This is a genomic window from Niastella sp. sgz303648 (genome assembly GCF_059587045.1).
In genome coordinates this window covers 49,351-70,172 of record NZ_JCAPSW010000027.1, presented here as the reverse complement: position 1 = coordinate 70,172, position 20,822 = coordinate 49,351, and the positions used below count along the sequence as shown (strand labels likewise).

12 protein-coding genes are annotated in these 20,822 nt (G+C 38.7%); 6 read left to right on the top strand and 6 right to left on the bottom strand.

Annotated elements, in window-relative coordinates; all coding sequences use genetic code 11:
• Positions 1–2 precede the first annotated feature (2 nt).
• A complete protein-coding gene (locus AC59IL_RS37435; RefSeq protein WP_496557376.1) occupies positions 3–494 on the top strand; it encodes a TlpA family protein disulfide reductase in 492 nt (163 codons plus the stop codon).
• 711 nt (positions 495–1,205) lie between these two features.
• Here the strand turns inward: AC59IL_RS37435 and AC59IL_RS37430 are convergent.
• The 6 genes from AC59IL_RS37430 to AC59IL_RS37405 form a co-directional block, all read right to left on the bottom strand.
• Entirely contained in the window at positions 1,206–3,899 is a 2,694-nt protein-coding gene (locus tag AC59IL_RS37430) for an alpha/beta hydrolase family protein (protein WP_496557375.1), read from the bottom strand.
• Positions 3,900–4,431: 532 nt separating this feature from the next.
• A complete protein-coding gene (locus AC59IL_RS37425; RefSeq protein ID WP_496557374.1) occupies positions 4,432–5,817 on the bottom strand; it encodes a thioredoxin family protein in 1,386 nt (461 codons plus the stop codon).
• Between the two features lie 174 nt (positions 5,818–5,991).
• A complete protein-coding gene (locus AC59IL_RS37420; RefSeq protein WP_496557373.1) occupies positions 5,992–7,500 on the bottom strand; it encodes a RagB/SusD family nutrient uptake outer membrane protein in 1,509 nt (502 codons plus the stop codon).
• 70 nt (positions 7,501–7,570) lie between these two features.
• A complete protein-coding gene (locus AC59IL_RS37415) occupies positions 7,571–10,993 on the bottom strand; it encodes a SusC/RagA family TonB-linked outer membrane protein (protein WP_496557372.1) in 3,423 nt (1,140 codons plus the stop codon).
• A 262-nt stretch (positions 10,994–11,255) separates the two neighbouring features.
• Entirely contained in the window at positions 11,256–12,506 is a 1,251-nt protein-coding gene (locus tag AC59IL_RS37410; protein WP_496557371.1) for a FecR family protein, read from the bottom strand.
• Positions 12,507–12,638: 132 nt separating this feature from the next.
• On the bottom strand, positions 12,639–13,262 hold the full coding sequence (locus AC59IL_RS37405) for an RNA polymerase sigma factor (protein ID WP_496557370.1): 624 nt from the start codon (positions 13,260–13,262) through the stop codon (positions 12,639–12,641).
• A 1,089-nt stretch (positions 13,263–14,351) separates the two neighbouring features.
• On the opposite strand from AC59IL_RS37405, the gene AC59IL_RS37400 reads away from it, so the two are divergent.
• Genes AC59IL_RS37400 through AC59IL_RS37380 form a run of 5 tightly spaced genes read left to right on the top strand, consistent with a single transcriptional unit; the run spans position 14,352 to position 20,801 of the window.
• A complete protein-coding gene (locus AC59IL_RS37400; RefSeq protein ID WP_496557369.1) occupies positions 14,352–14,873 on the top strand; it encodes a UpxY family transcription antiterminator in 522 nt (173 codons plus the stop codon).
• A 24-nt stretch (positions 14,874–14,897) separates the two neighbouring features.
• Positions 14,898–15,683 (top strand): polysaccharide biosynthesis/export family protein, encoded by a 786-nt coding sequence (locus AC59IL_RS37395; protein WP_496557368.1) that lies wholly within the window; start codon positions 14,898–14,900, stop codon positions 15,681–15,683.
• Between the two features lie 18 nt (positions 15,684–15,701).
• Complete coding sequence (locus tag AC59IL_RS37390) at positions 15,702–18,089, top strand: GumC family protein (RefSeq protein WP_496557367.1); 2,388 nt, start codon at positions 15,702–15,704, stop codon at positions 18,087–18,089.
• Positions 18,090–18,098: 9 nt separating this feature from the next.
• Positions 18,099–19,187, top strand: a complete 1,089-nt coding sequence (locus tag AC59IL_RS37385) for an NAD-dependent epimerase (protein WP_496557366.1) — start codon at positions 18,099–18,101, stop codon at positions 19,185–19,187.
• A gap of 12 nt (positions 19,188–19,199) precedes the next feature.
• Positions 19,200–20,801 (top strand): lipopolysaccharide biosynthesis protein, encoded by a 1,602-nt coding sequence (locus tag AC59IL_RS37380; protein ID WP_496557365.1) that lies wholly within the window; start codon positions 19,200–19,202, stop codon positions 20,799–20,801.
• Positions 20,802–20,822 lie beyond the last annotated feature (21 nt).

The window sequence follows — 20,822 nt, the reverse complement described above, 5'->3', positions numbered from 1 at the left end:
ATATGAAATATACAAGTTTATTTTTAATAATCACCTGTCTGGCAGGATGTTTTGGCAATGAACCTCAAAAAACAGGGTTAGAGGGAAAACCATTACCAACATTCAGTTTATTACTCCCCGATAGTACCACCTGGTTGAACACGAGTCAGATAAAAGCAGGCAAACCCATTGCCCTGTTTTTATTTAGTCCGCATTGTCCTTATTGTCGTGCCCAAACGAAGGAGATTATTGAAGACATGGACAAACTAAAAGATATACAATTTTATTTTATTACCAACTTCCCATTTTCAGATATGAAGCGTTTTTGCAGCGAATTTAACCTCGCTAAATATTCAAATATTACCATAGGATTTGATACAGCGTATTTTGTCAACAATTATTTTGAACCAACAGGCGTACCATTTATGGCTATTTATGGAAAAGATAAAAAGTTAAAAACGGCATTTATGGGAACTGTTTACAGTAAGCAGATCATAAAAATGGTAGAAGAATAACCATATTCACGATGTGCATCGATCGATAAGAGCTAAGTATTATTTTTTGCTCAAAAAAGAAAATAAATAACAAGCGTGAATTATAAGACGTCAGTAGAAAGCTTCAGTGATTTTCATATTGAATTCAATTATTAAATGATTAAATGAATTTGTCCAAAGTGGTAAAAGCCTAGGTAAGGATCCGCCTTCGCCAAAACATCGGAGGACAAAAAACCTGCCCAGTATAATTCAGGCAGGTATAGAAGAACCCGCTTTCACTAAAGCTACAGCGGGCAAGGGAAAGCCGAAAACCTTTATAAGAGAGTAGGCATATTTAAAACAATAAAGTTTAGCTTTTTAATTTCTAAAAAGCACTTTCTTTTATGAAAAAAGTAAAAATCATGTTAACGGTAATTGCCATTTTAGCCATAGTAGGTGGCACATTGGCATTCAACTCAAAACGCAGTAGCCAAATTTGTACGGCAGCTTACAGTAACGGATGTCCCAGTTCGTGCAGCAATCTTAATACTCCTGGCCATTCAGTTGGCACTGGTGGCACAATGTACTGTTATCATGCAGTAAATTCAAATGGCGATTGCAATGGTGTTAGTTGTATTGCGACTTCCACGTCAATAGCTTTTACTGAATAATTTAAGTCATACAAAACCATCATTTTACAGAAAGCTACACCAGAAGTTCTGGATGTAGCTTTTTTTATTCAGTTTATATCTTTCAGGGTTGCCTTCCACTCAAATCAAGCTCTAAGCCATCCTCTATTCCTTTTAATTTTGCAGGTATACCTTGTGTCATCCACTTTGGTGCCGGAGCCCTCTTCAGATAATAGTCAAAAAATTGTGTAACCCGAATAGTCAGGTCTTTACAATTATTTTTATCATTCATGTTATGTCCTTCATTATCGTATTGTAACATCCAGACTTTTTTGTCCATCCGGCGTAGTGCAATAAACATTTCAACACCTTGCATCCAGGGAACACCAACGTCTTCTTTGCAATGAAATATAAGTAACGGGGTTTTTACATGTTCAGCTTTCAATATAGGGGATTCGTCCATCCATTGATTTGGCTTTTCCCAGAAACTGGCTTCTTCTCCGGTATATGATGTTTCATGATATCCCAACCGGCTTTCTTGCCTCTTCCCATCAATTCCACTTAGCTGCAGAGCAGCACTGATTTCATCACTTACACCTGCCCCTTCCATAGCCGCCGCAAATAAGTTGGTATGTGTTATAATATAATTAGTTAGTCTTCCTCCAAAACTATGGCCGCTTATGCCCATCCTGTTTGCATCGACAAAAGACAGTTTACTTAAATACTGAGCAGCTCCTAGCACCGTATTATAAGCTCCTTTGCCCATTCGGCCTCCTGTAAAATAAATATCTGGCGTAAATACCAAATAGCCTCGGCTTACAAACCACGGGATATCTATATTTGCATCTTCCATAAATTTGGGTCGAGGGTACTGGTATAAGCGGTGTGATAACTGCTGATAATAGGTAATTAAAACCGGGTAATTTTTCGACGGATCAAAATTTTCTGGTTTATATAGTATCCCCTGGCTAATGGTTCCATCTATTTGTTTGAATGAAACTAATTCGGCCGTTAGCCAATTATATTCATTGTGAGATTGCAGATCAGTTAATCTTTTATAGCTCTTAAAATCTGTTGTTAAATAATAATTAGGTGGATCTGTAGCAGACTGGCGTTTCACAAGCCAGCAATCAGCATTCTGAGCTTTTACCGGGGTCATACCTCCATCATAATTTTCATTAGCATTAACTAGCATCGAAGTAGCATTAAGATTTAAAACACATGGCCCCATGTAAAGCAACTCAGGATTATTATTGCTCCTAAATATTGTTTTTTCGTAAAAACCATTTTGCTTATTTATCGCATTAAAAGCTGTCAATAATAGAGAGGAATTGGAAGAAACGACTAATTGCCAACTTTCATCTGTTAAACGGAAAATAATATGATGTAGACGACCATAACCATTAGTTATATTAACGGGATGGGCCTTTCCTGTCAGATCCAATAACCAAATATCATAATTATCATATACTAATAGCCCCGCATCATCTTCCAACCAGGCTGCGATCCCAGCCATAAAGTATGGTTTCCTTGTGGAATTTTTATATATGTCTACATAACCTAACTGCCAGGCTGGTACTAATTTCGATATATTAACCTCTTTTCCGGTCTTTAAATCATAACTAAAATAATTACATTTTTGGTTGGCGTCAAAATAAACAAGATACTTCCCACCGGGAGAAAGCCAAAAATTGTTTGTTCTTGTCCTTAACAAGGTTCTTGCGCCATCTTTTAATGACAAGAGCCAATTACTATCACTTCTATAATTATTTTCCCAAAAACGATCGCCTGTTATATCTCTTTTAACCACTGCAAAATCTCCAGTATTACCCAAGTATTCCAATTTTTCATAATCATGTGTTAAGCGGACTACCTGATTACCAAGCGTACTGATTAAAGCCGAGTACTTTTTTTCCTCTGATTCATACAGTTGAGTAACTTGCAAAATTGTATCCCTATAACTCCAAACATCCAATTTTGCAGCATCTGCCTTGAGTTTGCGTCGATCTCGCTGTTGTTGTAAAGAAAACAAAATATACTTCCCGTTATTAGTAAAATTAATTTCTTCACTAATGAACAAATCAGGGTCTATGCCTGGAGATTGATTGTTTACCTTTATAACAGGTTTGTCCATTCCTAAATTGTAATACCAAATGGAATTCGTTGGTTTAATGTTCTTATTTTCCGTATTTACGCGTTCTTGTAATATAAAGGCCACTTGCTCTCCAGCGGTATCTATGGTATAGCTGCCTAAAACTCTGTCATTATCTCTCGAAGACCATATGCTTGTTATCTTTCTTTCTTTTAGTCGTAATATTACTAAGTTTGTTTCGCTTGAATCGCCTTGCGTGTTATAAGTTCTTAGTATTAATGTCTTTCCTGTTCCATTAAACTTATAATCTATTACAGAGTTGAAGCGGTCCTCATATCCGGTAATCAGATTCTTTAATATTAAGTCCTTAACTCCATTTTTTAACTGCCAGGCAAGCCATTCGCCGTCACAGTTTTCCAAGCCGGCCCTATCAAAAGTTGGTCTCTTAAAAGATGCAATATCAGCAACATAATGAGTAATATTTGTACCCATTTTTAGAAAAAACAGAGTGTCATTTTTCGTGAAAATAAACTGCTTACTGTCTGCAGAAAAAAAAACTGCGGTAGCATCTGGAAATTCCTGCTTCAACGAATCAGTTGTAGATTGAATGACCAAAGTCTTGTTGCCTACAGGCTTGTTCCAAATAGTATATGTAAAATATTTTCCGTCATTACTAATGCTTACATCATCATTATCTCCCAGACTAACCCAATGCTTGATAGCCACGCTATCTATAATAGGTTTACTAATCCTTATAGATGACCGATGGATGTGTTGTTTGCTGCCCCCGTCGGCGATGTGTCGAGACGGGGCTTGTGCAAATGCGCACATCACATAATTTACAGCAAATAAGAACAAAAAAACGAGTCTCATAAAAAAGTCAGATAAATTCTTATTAAATCTATTCCAGCAAGATCGTGCTTCTTAAATGCGTGTTCAGTATAACATACTTGTCTATACCATTAGTTAAAAGGTCTATTTTAAGTTACACAATAATTAGCTAACCGAGACAAATAATCGGTAAATAATTATGATTTTGGCAGAGATCTTTGAGAGGAACAGAACCCTTATCACAAAACCCGCTGCAGAATAATCTTATAGTAATAAGCCTTTCGTAGCCCTGAGGAATAAACAACTATATAAAGCATAAAGAAAGGTTTATAGAAATTTCTTATTAAGCAAATCATTTTATTTTTAAGATTATAATTAAATTATTATTATTTTAATATTACATACGAAAATAATAATGTTATCAAACTTAATTTTTTGGCCATATGGGTTGACCCTTCTTCATTTGTTCAATATTTTCGCCAAATTCCTTTATATCACTAACGTTCTGCCTATTTACAGCTTCTTCAAATGCCTTTTCTTCCCAGTGTAAAGCTTCTTCTTTCTTTCCTACTTTATACAATAAATTCGCATACGTATCAATAAACATACTCATTTGAGGTACCCTCATTACCACGTCTTTCATCCAATTAATGGCAGTATTGATTTGAAATTTATCTACTACATGCTGAACAACATCCCAAGCAACCCAATTTAGTCTTATATCCGGATTCAAATCGGGTTGATCTACGCCATATTTTTTAAACCGGATAATAAAATATTTTATATATTCTGAATATATTGCATAGCGAGAATACCAACTTATTTTAGCATCTAACACATTCCTTCTAGCATAAGAAGCATTATATTTTTTCATAATTTTTTTTGAAAGGCTTTTCCAATTTAGTTTCGGAAGGTCTTTTGGCGTCTTTATATATTTTACCTGCATTCCTCCGCCTGATGATATATTTGTGAACGGCTCAACTTCTTCCTTTTGAATGACCTTATCAACTACCCCTTCTGCATATCCCTTTTTGTTCATCACAGCATCTATTTTATTCCCATCCGGAAAAAAAAAGTGAAAAAATTTTGATTTACTATTAATAACAAGAGTTAAAATCTCAATATTATCTTTGGTATAAAGTTCTTCTTCATTCAGATTCAGCAGATAATTACAATAGTCTTTAACAATTGTCCGGGCAGTTTCCATTTCCCCTAATTCCACAGCAGTTCTTATCATATAAGGCATCCGACAGTAATTCTTCTTTCCTTTGTTATAATCAAAATTTAACTGATCATACTCTGCATAAGGATTTTTATATTGTTGTACTGGATTTGCAGCTGCTTTTGCAATGGCTATAAACTCATTCACTGATTTATAACCGGTCTCTCGATACACAATTTCTCCTTCCGAAGAAAGAAAAATATAAGTTGGAAAAACCAATATTCTATATTGTTTGGAAATAGCTTGAGCATCAGAATACCAACTTTTTACTTGCTCATTGTCTTTCTTGGTCTGATCAATTTGGACTTTTAGGGGAATAAATTTTTCATTAAAATAATTTCCAACCGTATCATTCGAATAAACTTGTTTATCCATAAGCTTGCATGGCCCACACCAAGTAGCAAAACAGTCTATAAAAATATATTTGTTTTCTTTTTTAGCTTTTTCTTTTACCTGATCCCATGTTAATCCCTCGGCCCATTTGATAGCACAACCCGTTGAGTCATTCCGAATGAAATTATTATTTAAATCTCCTTGCGCATATACAATTGAGGGCACCCATAGCATAAACAAACACATCAATCTTATCATATCTGTTTTCTTTTTTTCTACCTTTAATTGTTACATCCTATTGAAGAATCTAGAATTTTTTGACTTTATTCAAGATATACCCTTTCTTCCAGTGATATGTCAATCCTTTTAATAATTCTGCTTATGATTTATAGTCCCTCCAGAGCTAGATTTTACGGAATGTGATTCGAAAGCCTAATACCCTTGATTTTGACGTAGGTTTGGCATTTTGTTAATATCGCTTTGTGGTATTGGATATAACTGATCCGTAGTTTGCCAAACGCCGCCTTTAAGTGCCGTCACTATACCCATCACGGCATCGACATTGCCAGTTCTTTTCAAATCAAACCAACGATGGCCCCATTCAGTAAAAAGCTCCGTTTGTCTTTCATGAAGTATAGCTGAAAGCAGAGAAGCCTTATTACTCGCTGTTGTAGTTTCCAAACCAGCTCGTGTGCGAATTGTATTTAAATCGCTCTGTGCTCCAGCTATGTTATCTCGTTGCGCCCTTACTTCTGCGCGAATTAAATATTGTTCAGCTAAACGGAATACCATCAGGTATTCATTTAAACTTTCGGGTGTAGTGACAGAGCTATTTTCGGCATTGATCTTATACTTATACGGATAATAATAGGTAGTGCCACTAATTGTAATACTATCTATCCAATTACGATTATTCATTCTCTGATCTCCTGATTCAAAACTACTCAAAAGCTGAGTGCTCAATTGTACAGGATTAGAACTATTCAAACCGGTTGAAGTAATAATAAAAAGGCGGGCATCATCAGTATTAAAATTTGTAGTAATCGGTTGTAGTTGCCATATAGCTTCATCGCTATTTTTTAAAAATGTACTATCTAAAGAGGTAAGCCTAAATATATTCTTATCAATAACAGCCGTAGCTTGCGTTTCAGCATTTGCATAATCTCCGGTATAAAGATAAACTCTTGCAAGTAATGCTGTAGCCGCCCATTTGGTTGGTCTTACCCTTTCGGTAGTAGAGCTCAATAAAGTTGCATTTAAAAAATTATCGTTTAACAGCCCCTGAGCATCCTTAAGATCAGCAATTATTTGCTGATAAACCTGCGCTTGGTGCGTGCGATCCAGTCGAGTGTTAATTTGAGGATCAGTGGTAAGGGTAAGAGGGACATCCCCAAAAAGATTTACCAGATAAAAATAGAAGAACGCACGCATAAATTTCGCCTCTCCCAACAACTGCTGTCTTATAGCAGGAGTCAATACATCTGCATTTGATGAAGTTAAGCCCCCTATGGCTGCGTTACATTTGAAAATATAATTATACAAAGGAGCCCAATGTTCAGATCCAGAGATATTTCCACCGATTGCTACCAAAGCGTTTTCATAATAGGCAGTAAGATTAGTATAAGGCACTCCATCATAGACAGACAGTTCATCAGCTGACAATCCTGCTAATTCAGAAATGCTAAATCCCCCTGTAAAACCTCCTATGCCTGTTCCTCCTGCTCGACTCATAGTTGTATAAATACCTGTGAGAGTAGCAATCGCCGTAGCATCGTTTGTATAAACGTTATCTTCAGCAATTAAACTTTGCGGTGGTGAAATATCTACCAATTTTTCACATGAACTTTCGAGCATCGATAATGACAATAATCCAGTAGCAAAAAGTAGCTCTGCTAAACATTTAAAGGCTTTGTTTTTTACTTTAATATTTTTTATTAACATAATTTCATTTTTTTAAACGCCAAATGACATGATACTCTATTTTACGTTCTATAACTTTTAAGAGGTTCGGTTATAATCCAATTTGAATTCCAACTGTCCATACTTTCAATGGTGGCAAAGCATTGATAGTTTGATTTTCAGGATCCAAACCCGTATAATTAGTAACAGTTGCCAAATTTTGACCTTGCGAATAAATACGTCCATTTTGAATATGCATTTTTTGTAGCCATCTGGCTGGTAATTGCCAGGATAGAGAAACATTTTTCAATCTGACGAAGGATGCTGCATAGGAATATCCCGCATTACTACCAGAAGCTAACCGGTAACGTACACGGCGGGTGGAAGAATATCGCCCATGTGAAGTGTTATCTCCTGGTTTTTGCCAGTGATCTAATACTGCTACAGATTGATTTGCGAAACCGCCTCCATAAAATTCTCCTGGTCCGGCACCGTCATTAAAATAAAATAAATCCTTTGATCCCATTTGTTTTACAAATTGAAAAAGAAAATCTAATTGAAATGAATTATAAGATATTCTGTTTTGTACGCCACCATAATATTTAGGTAAAGTATTTATTAATACCGTCCAATCATCTGGATATGTTACAGATTTTGAATGATTTTCATTTTTGTCAACAAAAAGATAATCTCCTGTTGTTGGGTCAACACCGTAATAATTTAAAACTTTTAATACACCAAGTGACTGACCAACAATAACCCCATCGAAACCACTGGCGTAACTTGAGTTTTCAATATCCGGAAAGGATACTAATTTGTTCTTCGGAACAGTAATATTGATACCTGAGGTCCAGTTTAAATTTTTCCCTTTAACATTTATTGTATTAAGCGAAATCTCCAAGCTTGTATTTTGAATCAAAGCCGGGAAATTTTTGGTAATATCCGAAAAACCAGTAACTGTTGGCAATGTATAAGGTAAAAGCTGGTTAGAAGATCTATTACGGGAATATGTAGCATTTATCAATATTCTGTCATTTAAAAAGCCAAGATCAATTCCAATTTGTGACTTCTTCGTTTCTTCCCACTGAAGATACGGGTTAGTAATACGGCCAGCTTCTAAACCCGGAACATTCTGATATGGGATTCCCACGTTGGAAATAGAGCCATATAAACTAAGGTATCCATAATTACCAATTAAATCATTTCCTGTTGTACCATAACTAGCTTTTAGCTTACCGAAACTTAAAAAATGTAGATTTTTTGCAAAACTTTCACTTGAAAAGATCCATGCACCTCCTATGGAACCAAAATTGTGAAATCTGTTTTTACCACCAAAGCGGCTGCTTCCATCCCTGCGCGCAGTAAGATTTATAATGTATCTATCGAGCAAATTATAATTTACCCTGCCAAATGCCGCATTGTATTTATAAACAAAATTGGAGGTGGAGCTTACCGATACAGTTGAAGCGGATCTGATATCCCTCATCAATAAATTACTAGTGAACCCTGCGCCTTGTAAATCCAAAGCATCGTTATTATTTTGTTGAATACTGCTGCCCAATAACGCCTCAAATTTTCCCTTCCACAAACCCCTTTTATATGTTAGCTGTGGTTCAATGATCCAGGAGTTCATAGTTCTATAATGATAAAGAGCAAACCTTTGTGAATATGGCCTGTCTTCTGGTTTCATTGATTCCAAGGGCACAGGCAGGTATGTATTAGTTTGCAAATTAGTGTATCCAAAGCTGCTCTTAATTTCTAGACCAGGTAGAATTGAGTAACTGAGCAAAGCATTGCTCAAGAGGTTTTTAGTTTTATTGCTATAATCTTGATACAAAGTGTAGATCAATGGATTTTCCCATGTTGATGTTCCCGAAGAACCAGGAGCCCAATTCAGAGTTCCATCGGGATTATATAATGCCGGAGCAACTGGCTCCATCCAAATTGATTTTTGCGTTAAGTCAGTATTCGGTAAATGGTTATCGTCAAACATATAATAGCCGGATAATTGAAACCGGAATTTCTTATTGTTAGTAGTCATATTAGAATTAAAATGCACAGCCCCCTTTTTGTCATTAAAATCTCCAGGGAAAACTGTTGTCTGTCTATTATAGGTTCCCCCTGCTAAAAATTGAATAATTTCGGTACCTCCAGAAACCGCAGCATTTACATTAGTGTATTGAGCTGTTCCACCAATGAGTACCTTTTGCCAGTCAGTGTAGCGGGTTGTGTCCCATGTACCATTGAGATCATAATCCAGTGGTCTTAATGAAGCTCCATCATTTGCTTTTGCTTCGTGACGCATTTGCATAAACTGTTGACTATTCAGCATATCTACTTTACGGGTGACTTTTCCCCAGCCTTGCTGTAGATTGATATCCACTTTTGTCTTTCCAGACTTTCCCTTTTTAGTAGTAATTAGAATGGCTCCATTGGCAGCTCGACTACCGTAAATGGCAGTTGCATCAGCATCCTTTAATATATCTATAGACTCTATATCACCTGGATTAATATAATTTAAAGGGGAGCCATCTACCAATGGTCCATCTGGAGAAAGGAGCTGGGAGGGATAGGGTACCCCATCAATTACAAACAAGGGCTCATTGCCGCTTCTGATACTGTTTTGACCTTGTATTCGTACGGTGACGCCGCCACCGGGTATTCCTGAATTTTGTGTAACTACCAACCCCGGCACCCGTCCCTGCAACGCCAGCAACGGATTATTTACCGGCTGCTTCTCAATATCACTCGCCTTCACCGTCGCCACATTCCCCGTACTAAACCTCTTACTCGTCGTCCCATACGCAATCACCTGCATCTCATCCAAATTCCCCACCGCTACTCTCAATTGTGTAGTAATAAACGTTTTATTCTTTACCAATATCTCCTGCCTGTCATACCCAACCGAAGTAATAAGCAACACAGCGTTCTCGTCAACACCATTCAACACAAACTCTCCCCTCAAATTTGTTGTAGTCCCTTTATTCGTTCCCTTTACCACAATATTCACCCCCTGTGCTGGCGCGCCGTTCTCGTCAGTAATTACGCCACGCACTTCTATAAGCCCTGGCGGTAAAACTTTTACTTGTGGTGCATCTTTTAATTCCACCTTCGGCTTTATCACAATCGTATTATCCTCCACCCTTATCTTATAATCAAATGCCTGATCTTTTAAGCACAGGTCCAGTGCCTCGTTAACGCTTGCATTATGTATAGTGATGGTAACATTTTTGGCATTTTGCAATATGTTGGAGGTGTATAAGAAATTGTAACCGGTTTGTTTTTGAATTTCTTTGAAGATCTTTTCGAGCGGTTCATCTTTGGCAGACAAAGAAACCTTTTGCCCATAACCTGAAGCATGTACATGTAGGCAGGCCGCAAGTAATATTACAGCAGTGATCTTCATAATTCTTACTGCCCTTCGCAGCATTTGGTGACCCGCCATGCGGCGGGTATTTAAGCATTGTTTTGGTTTGCCTGTCTTACCACTTATGATAGACAATAAAGACAGGTGTTTGCAAACTAAAATTTGCATACATTTGAATTGAAATGTTAACGAATAGTGATGCCTCGAAGTTTCACAGGTTAACCTTTCTTAGCCGGGAGTGTGTCAGCACTGCCGGCTTTTTAGTCTCCTCTTCAGGGGGAAGGTTTAGGGGGACCTGTGTTAGTTTAATGATTAATAGTAAATGGGTCCATAGGCAGCCCTCTACCGGAATTTCGCCGGCTCCAATTATCATAAGTAGGTTTATAAGAATAGAGAAATATGCTCAGAATATCGGGACTGGTTTATTTTCTTACTGTGGAAAAATGTGCACCTTTTTGCCTTCAACCTTGAAACGTAAAGAACCTGTTTCTTCCAACAATCCAAATACCCGCGAAACATTATTATAGCGCGATATAGTGCCATCAAATTCCCATTTTTTTACGCCTTCCCCCTCATACACGGTTTCCAGATCATACCACCTTTCCACCTGCCTCATAATCACCTGTATATTTGTATTGTCAAACACAAACTTTCCATTCTTCCACGCCACCACCTGTTCAAGGTCAACATCATGTTTAATATCCAGTTGCCCGTTATTTATGGTTACTGCCTGTTCACCGGGTTTAAGGATTGCTTCTGTCTTTCGGTTCGCAGCTTCTGATTTCACACGCACTTTACCTTCTAACAAAGTCACCTGCATGTTGTCTTCATTATCGTACGCATTTACATTGAAATGCGTTCCCAACACCGTTACTTCTAACTGGTCTTTGTTTACGATGAAAGGAACGTTGCCGGTTGCTGTAGTAAGTTTTGAAATTTCAAAGTATGCTTCGCCATTTATGTTCACGCGGCGTTCGTTTCCGGTAAACCCCACAGGATATCGTATCGACGAAGCCGCATTCAGCCACACCTTACTCCCATCGGCCAGTTGCAAATGAACTACATCGCTGCCACGGGGTACGGTTACGGTATTATATAATACTTTAGCTGGTGTGCTGCCCCCGCCACCGGTATAGCTGATTTGTCCGTTGGTGAGTTTCACTACGCGGGTGTTGCCCTGGGTGGCGAGGGAGCCGCTTTGTGCACTATCAAGTATGATGGTGCTTCCGTCATCAAGGGTAAGCAATGCATGCTGTGTATGTGGTTTGGCATCATGGGTTACGGGTTGTACGGTGGCAGTGGGTACTGTTGTTTTTTTACCGGAGTGCTGATATACATATACTCCGGCAAACGTTATCAGTAGTAAGGAAGCCGCAATGGCTGCATACCGGCGCCAGGTGATGGGTATCACCCTTACTTTGGGTGGCGGCTCCATGCCCGGCAGTTGCCATCCCAGCGCTTTCATTTTTTGCCAGGCGCTGTCGATATCTATTTCTTGCTGACCTTCTGCTTTTGCAATAGCTTCTGATATCAGTTCTGGTACATTACTAACTTCTTCAAAGAACGATTGACTTTGATTGGTTTGCTTTACCCAGTTTTGTAAACGAATCGTTTCCTCCTCGTTCAGCTCATCCCGGATGTATTTATATATAAGGTCAGTTATTTCTTTATGTTGTTCCATTCAATCGGCGTAAATGAACGAATGCTCCGAAGAGTAATAATTTAATAACTCAGAGGAAACGTTTTCTTAATATTAAAACAAACAACGCGTGCGGAATCTCTACAACAGGTTGAAAAAAATGAAAAATATTGGTCAGGCCGACAAGGTATGGGTTTGGGAAAGTACATCGCTTTGCAGATAAGCGATAGTATATAAAAGCCAGGCGATTGCCATGGAATGGTCCTGCAAAAGAAAGCGCAGCGTTTGTATGGCCCGGCTCTTTTGGTTATATACGGTACTCACCGAAATCCGCAGCATCTCTGCAATTTCTGCCGGCTTCATATCATTATAGTACAGCAGCTTGAATATTTTGCGGCATTCTTCTGGTAAACTTTCAATAGCCTGGTGAATAGTATCCAGCAGTTCGTCTTTTATTTCATATTCATATTGCAGCAAAATGTCGTCCTTCATTCTTTCTGCAAATTGCTTTTGTTTCTGCTGGTGCCGTTTTTGGGCTTTCAGGTAATTTAAACTGTTGTTACGCACCGTTATATACAGGAACGCCTTGATGTTGATTTCTGTATTAAATTGATTACAGATATTAAAAAGCTTCTGAAAAGTATATAACGTAATGTCTTCGGCCTCCTCATGGCTGCCGGTTAATTTTTTTGCGAACAGGAACAAAGCGGGGTAATACTGTTCAAATATCTGGCGAAAAGCATTTTCATCTCCACGCTGAAAATTGATGAATGTCTGGTTGTCTGGTGTCGCATTCATGAGCAAGTCAGGCAATTTCATTCCGCTGCATCCTGATACAGCGTGCTACTAAGTTTAAAAATTGAATAAGGAATTTGAAGAAGTCGTTGGAGGAAGGGGTTTTCACCACAATTTTAGTCAAAATAAATTTCTGCTCATAATTCTGTTATACCCTTTTTAATAACCGGCACAACATATTTTATGCACCTTGTTTGCGTAGCCCCACACGCAAACAAACAAATTGACAATTATCAAACCGGCCGGTTTGTTCGTAGCATCAGTTCAATTTGCATACCCGGCGAAAGCAAACAAACCGGATAAGCATATTTTATATAAAACAAAATTGCTCCTGTATATTATATAGAATGCCCTTACATGATATACTTTCATTCAGCCGGCTTTTCGTTAAGTCCATGATCATAAAAAGTAAACCAACAGGTATTGCAACCATTACTTCAAAATGCTGCATTATATTCCAATCTAAATTGGGTAATGGAAAATATTTAGTCCACCATTTTAATGTAATTATTTTTCTGAATGCAGAAACTTACACTTATTTTTTTTGTTTTTATCGAATAAATAACTTTAATTTTATAATAGAATTTCAGGCGAGGTATTACTACTTGAATGCATAATACCACCTACACCTCTTGTAGCTATCCATTATCCCGGCATTCGTACTAATTCTTTCTCTATCCATTATTCTTGCTAATTCTTTCATCATCCAATTTCCGGTAATAGGGTCAAATTTTTTTATCTAAATCCGGTTATTGTGGGATTATGATTGGCGGAGCCCTTTATCGTTCATGTACCAGTGAAAAGTTGATGAAAGAAAAAAAAGCTCACCTTAATAACTAAATAATACTCATTTCTCAGTGCCCTTCTTCTTTTGTTCTGATCCCTATCCATTATCCATTATTCACGCTATTCCTTCTCTATCCACTATCCACAATTCGCGGTATTTTTCCTCTATCCATTATTACCATTAACAGTGTAGCCTTTTTATCTGAATCAAAATCCCCGTTGAATGGGATTATGATTGGCGGAGCCTTTTATCTGCACCGGATTAAGAATTAATAAACCCTGATTGTAAACCGATAAATGTCTTTCATGAAAACGATGAAAAGGTGGTATGCTTTGTATACGCATGCCAAATGGGAAAAAAAAGTAGCTGCCTTATTAACCCGTAAAAACATTGAAAATTATTGCCCCCTGAACAGAGTACAACGGCAATGGAGCGACCGCAAAAAAATTGTTTATGAGCCCTTGTTTACCTGTTATGTTTTTGCAAGAATAAGTGAAGGAGAGCATTTGAGCGTGTTGCAAACAGATGGAGTTCTTAATTATGTAAGCTGGCAGGGCAAGCCTGCCGTGATACGTGACGCAGAAATTGAAGCGATTAAAAATTTTCTGATGGAACATCGTACCGTAAGATTGGAAAAAATAGAAGTTGACGTAAATGATACCGTACGCGTAAAATGCGGATTATTTATGGAGCAGGAAGGCAAAGTAATAGAAGTGCTGGGTAAAACGCTCAGGGTTTCATTGCCTTCTCTCGGCTATGTAATGCTGGCCGAAATATCTAAATCACATGTAGAAGTTGTTAACCAGCCAAACAAGTCAATCAGTTAAATAAGTCAAATAAAATTTATTACCGTGAAACCATTGTATCAAAACTTAACCCGGATTTTATATACCGTACTGGTATCCGGCATTTTATTGTGCTCCTGTACCAATATGAAAAAGGTAACCTACCTGAATGGCATGGGCGACCGGGAATTTAATAATGCCCTCGATAATATTGACCCTGTTATTCAAAGAAATGATTTGTTAAGTATAACGATCAGCAGCCCGAATGCACAGGCAAGCCAGCTTTTCAATACCACCATGGCCGTTTCGACCCAGCAAATAAGTTATGCTTTAACACAGGCATCGGGTTACCTTGTTGATCAGGACGGCTTTATTGATTTGCCTATGCTCGGCCATATAAAAGCTGCCGGACTTACGAAAAAAGATCTGAAAGAAAATATAATAAAGGCCCTTGTTGAAGGCAAATACCTGTTATTCCCAACGGTCAACGTTCGCTACCTGAATTTTAAAGTTACTGTGCTGGGCGAAGTAGCGCATCCCATGGTAATCAATGTGCCCGATGAAAAAATAAATATACTCGAAGCGATAGGTTTTGCAGGCGATATGACCATATATGCCCGCAGAGATAACGTTACACTGATTCGCGAAGAGAATGGAAAGAGAATGGTAAAACGGCTCGACCTGAATTCAGAAACGCTGCTCGCCTCGCCTTATTATTACCTCAGGTCGGCTGATATTCTTTATGTAGAACCCAATAAAACGAAAGTTCAGGCGGCAAGCAATACCCGCAGCTGGCTGCCTACTATCTTAAGCGGTCTTTCATTAGCCGCTATTATCATTCGTTATTATTGATCGTTTAACCAGGTAATTATGCAAACAAATAAAAAAACAGGCAACGAAATGAATATCGTTTCAGTTGTGCTCAACTGGCTTTTGCCATACTGGCCTATGTTTCTTATAATAATAGTAGTTTGTATGGCAGGCGCGTTTATTTATATAAGCCTCATTGCTGTTCCCGCTTATGAAATCGATGCCACTATAATGGTAAAAGACGATAAAAAAGGCGTTAATGAATCAGGAACGATGGAAGCATTGGAGGCTTTCCCCACCAAAAATATCGCTGAAAATGAAATGGAGGTGCTTCATTCGCGAAGCCTCATGAAAAAAACGATTGATCAATTGAACCTGTATGCCCCGATTTATGAAGCGCCCGATTTCACATCTTTCAAATTCAGATCCACTTCGGCTTACAAAACTTCGCCATTTACTATTATAGCCCGTGACCCCGATCAGTTGAAGGAAACAAACGATACAGATGTAGCTATTTCAGCTGTTTATATCGATTCTGCAGCTGCTGCCAATCAGGACAAAGCAAAAATGAAGGGAGTAGTCATTGATAATAAAACTTACCCGCTGAATAAATGGTGCGCTACACCATATGGCGTACTTCAATTTATACCAAACGCCCACAAATCAGATTCGGCTATAGGTTCTTTGTACTTTCATTTAACCAAACCGAAAAATTTAGCGGCTTTCATGCTGCTTAACTTCACCGTAACATCAGCCAATAAGCTGTCGTCGACAATTTACCTCTCACTTCGCGACGAAGTGCCTATGCGTGGCGAAGAAATTATGAACAGATTATTGGCAAACTATACCGATCAGTCGATCGATGAAAAAAAAGAAACGGCCATCAGCTCCCTGCAGTTTATTGAAAACCGACTGGCAAGCGTTAAAATAGAACTGGACTCAATAGAACAAAAAATACAAACGTTCAGGACCGATAAAGGCGTAGTTGACCTCACCGAACAGGGCAAAATGTATCTGGATAACGTATCGACCAATGATCACAAAATAACTGATTTAAGTATGCAGCTGGCTGCTTTGGACGAAATGGAACGCTATGTTAAATCAAAAGAAAATAAGGCCGACATTGTACCTTCTACCATGGGCATTGTTGATCCGGTGCTCAACGACCTGATGCAAAAGTTGAACACTGCCAGGATTGAATATGAAAAGCTGTTGAAAACCACTGCCGAAAACAATCCTTATGCAACGGAGGTGGCAAAAGAAATTGAAGGGTTGCGTCCGTTAATTCTGGAAAAACTACATAATTACCGCATCAATCTCGAAGCCAGCAAAAAAGACCTCGAAAACATAAGCGGTGGTTACAATTCGATGTTGCGCACCATTCCCCAAAAAGAAAAGGAGCTGATGAATATCAGCCGCGAGCAGCTCATAAAGAAAAACATCTATGATTTTCTGCTCGAAAAACGGGAGCAAACTGCACTGGCCAATTCATCGGCCGTTTCAGACAGCAAGATCGTTGATATGGGCACAGCTACTCAATTGCCGGTGAGCCCCAGAAAGTTGCTTATTTATTGTGCGGCGTTTGCTTTTTCAATTGCTTTGGGTGTAGGGTTGGTGTGGGCCAAAGAAATGCTGAACAAAAAGATCTTATTCAGATCAGAAATAGAATCACTCACCAGCGTACCGGTTATTGCAGAAATTTCGGCCAACAAAGACAATGAATCTTTGTTACGGACCGGCTCCAAAGTATCGGTTGTTGCCGAGCAATTCAGGCAACTGCGCGGGGCATTTGGTTTAGTTGGCCGGCAAAAAAATTTCAAGGTTAAAAAGATACTGATCACTTCAAGCATATCTTCAGAAGGAAAAACATACATAAGCACCAACCTGGCCCGAAGCCTGGCGCTGGCGGGTAATAAAGTGGTGCTGGTTGACCTCGATATACGTATCCCTAAAACATCTTCTATCATGGGTGTTGCCGATAAACCAGGAATAAGTGAATTTCTCGAAGGATCAAAAAAACCGGAAGAAATCATTGAACAAACCATGGACGAAAATTTATTTGTTATAGGGGCCGGAGGCAGAAAAGATAATTCGAGGGAATTGATATTAAGCGGCCGGTTAAATAATCTGCTGGCCTACCTCAACACTAAGTTCGATTACATCATATTGGATGCTTCGCCCATCGATCCGGTTTCAGACTCCTATATATTCTCTGAATTCTGCGATATTACCTTATTCATTATGCGGCATGGCCGAACGCCCAAAGCGATGGTGCAAATACTCGACAACAATAATAAGTTCAAGGCACTGAAAAATCCTCACATCGTATTCAATGGCATCAGGCCAAGGGGCTATATGAAAGGCATGTATGGTTACAGTTATGGCTATGGTTACGAAAACGTGTATCGCGAAAAGCAAAGCAAAAAATCAAAATTGCAAAGAATTTAAAGTTTCCATATGAAAATTCTGGTTACAGGAAGCGCAGGCTTCATTGGTTTCTTTCTTACTAAAAAACTACTGGAGCGGGGCCACGAGGTGGTGGGCCTCGATAATATCAATGAATATTACGACGTGAATTTAAAGTATGCCCGTTTGGCTGAAAATGGAATTGCCAGGCTCAGCATTAAATGGAATAAAGAAGTAAAGAGTAATAAGTTCGCGAACTACCGGTTTATTAAACTGAACCTCGAAGATAAAAGAGAGATACAGCAGCTTTTCAAAAAAGAAAAATTCGATATGGTGGCACACCTCGCCGCCCAGGCAGGTGTAAGATATTCCATAAGCAATCCCGATGTTTATATTCAAAGCAACATTACAGGGTTCTTCAATATTTTAGAAGCCTGCCGTCATAACAAAGTACAACACCTCGCTTATGCAAGCTCTTCAAGTGTGTATGGATTAAATGAACAGATGCCGTTTTCAGTTACCCATTGCACCAATCACCCGGTTTCGCTATACGCTGCTACCAAAAAATCAAATGAATTAATGGCGCATGTTTACAGCTATTTATTTGGTTTGCCCACAACCGGCTTGCGCTTTTTCACAGTTTACGGCCCCTGGGGCAGACCCGATATGGCTTATTTTGTTTTTACAGATGCCATTCTGAAAGAACAGCCCATTACCGTATACAACGAGGGTAAAATGAAACGTGATTTCACTTACATAGATGATATTGTAGAGGGCTTTATACATGTACTGGATGAACCGGCAAAACCGGCATTAACATGGAACGCACTGAGTCCTGATCCATCCTGCTCAACAGCACCTTATCGCATTTATAATATCGGAAATGATAATCCGGTTGAGTTAATGGATTTTATAAGAGAGATAGAAAATAATTGCGGCAAAAAAGCGAAAATACAAATGGCTGGTGAAGAACGGAGTGATGTGTTAACTACCTGGGCAGATATAAATGAACTGGCGACTAACTTTTACTACAGGCCGGCTACTACCATTCAAACCGGTTTAAATAAATTCATTACATGGTTCAAAGAATTTTATGCTGTTGGGCAGTTTGAAATGAGCCATATGAACAAGGCAATGTAAAGACTAAAAAAAATGATTGAAAAACCGACAATAAATAATCCCTTTGAAGATATTAAAGGTAAAGTAAACGGGGCGGCAAAAAAGGAAAACCTGAAGCAACGCGCTTACCTGAACATTGTATCCAGCATAATGGATTACGCAGCAAACCGGCTTGCCGGTTTGCTGGTAAATCCATTTATCATTTCCGGATTAGGCACTACATTATTTGGCATATGGCAAATGCTTGGTCAGTTAACCGGGTACGTTAATATTGCCGATACGCGTTCGTCGCAGGTGCTGAAATGGACAGTTGCACAAAAAAAAGACGTAGCCACTGCCGAAGAATTACAAAGCGATACGGGCGCAGCTTTTATAGTATTGCTGTGTGTGGTGCCTGTTATTTTAATTGCCGGCAGTATTATTTCCTGGTATGCCCCCTATATAACCCATGCCGATAAAGCACATTATACCTTAATCAGGATCACCTGCTCTCTGCTGGTTTTTTCAATACTTGTTTTCAAATTGTTCGAATTATTTGAATCGATCCTGAGGGGAATGAACCTTACTTTCAAACGGATGGGACTGCGCGCAATTATCGTAATAGCAGGAGGTGGATTAAAAATTCTGGCGTTAACATTGGGCTATGGCCTTGCAGGGCTTGCCGTTGTTCAACTGGTAGATAGTTTGCTGATCGGCATCTCCTTTTATGTAGTTGTAAAAAAAAATATAGCATGGTTCGGCATTCGCAAACCAAACCGCTCGAATATTTTACGATTCGGCAAATTAAGCGCATGGTACCTGGCAGATGCAGGCGCCTATGTAGTAAATAGCAATAGTGATAAGCTTTTACTGGGTATTGTTGCCGGGCCGGTTACGGTAGCTTATTACACGCTGACGAAATTTATACCTGTAGCGTTACAGGGCGTTATAAACAGGCTGATACTGGGAATTATGCCCGGAGTAGGAAAGCTGCTTGGCTTAAAGGAGTACGATAAAATAAACAAGGTAAGAAAAAATATAAACAGCATGACCTTGCTGCTGACAACAGCATTCGGAGTGACCATTATTATTTTCAATCATTCCTTTTTAAGTGCCTGGGTAGGAAATGAACATTTTGCAGGCCATACTGCCAATGTGCTGATCATGATCACGACCATTCAGGACACCTTCGTAAAAAATGACGCCTGTATCATCAGCGCCACACTTGATATTAAGAAAAAAGTTTTTCTTACCCTCATTTCGGGCGCATTGTTTGCAGGCTTAGGCGTTTTGCTTATCAGCAAATGGGGAATCGCAGGGCTTTGCATCAGTTTTATGATAAGCAGATTATTTTTATTTATCGGACAACGAAAAATACTGGCCGCTATAATGAAAACCGGACCAGGGGCCGCATTCCATTTCGATTATCGTGCTTTTTTCACCTGTATATTAATGCTGGGAATGGCCGTATGGCTGGCCACAAAAACCGATTCACTTGGATTATATCAATTGATAGTTTTTGCGCCTGCCGCCTTTATCATCTCTTTATTCGTTTTTTTCTTTTTCGGATTGAGCCCAAAAAACAGGCATGAATTGCAGCACATTATATTCTCGATAAAGTATTTTAAATCGGATAAAAGCTTCAGCAAAAATTAAATGAAAAATTAAAAATGAAGA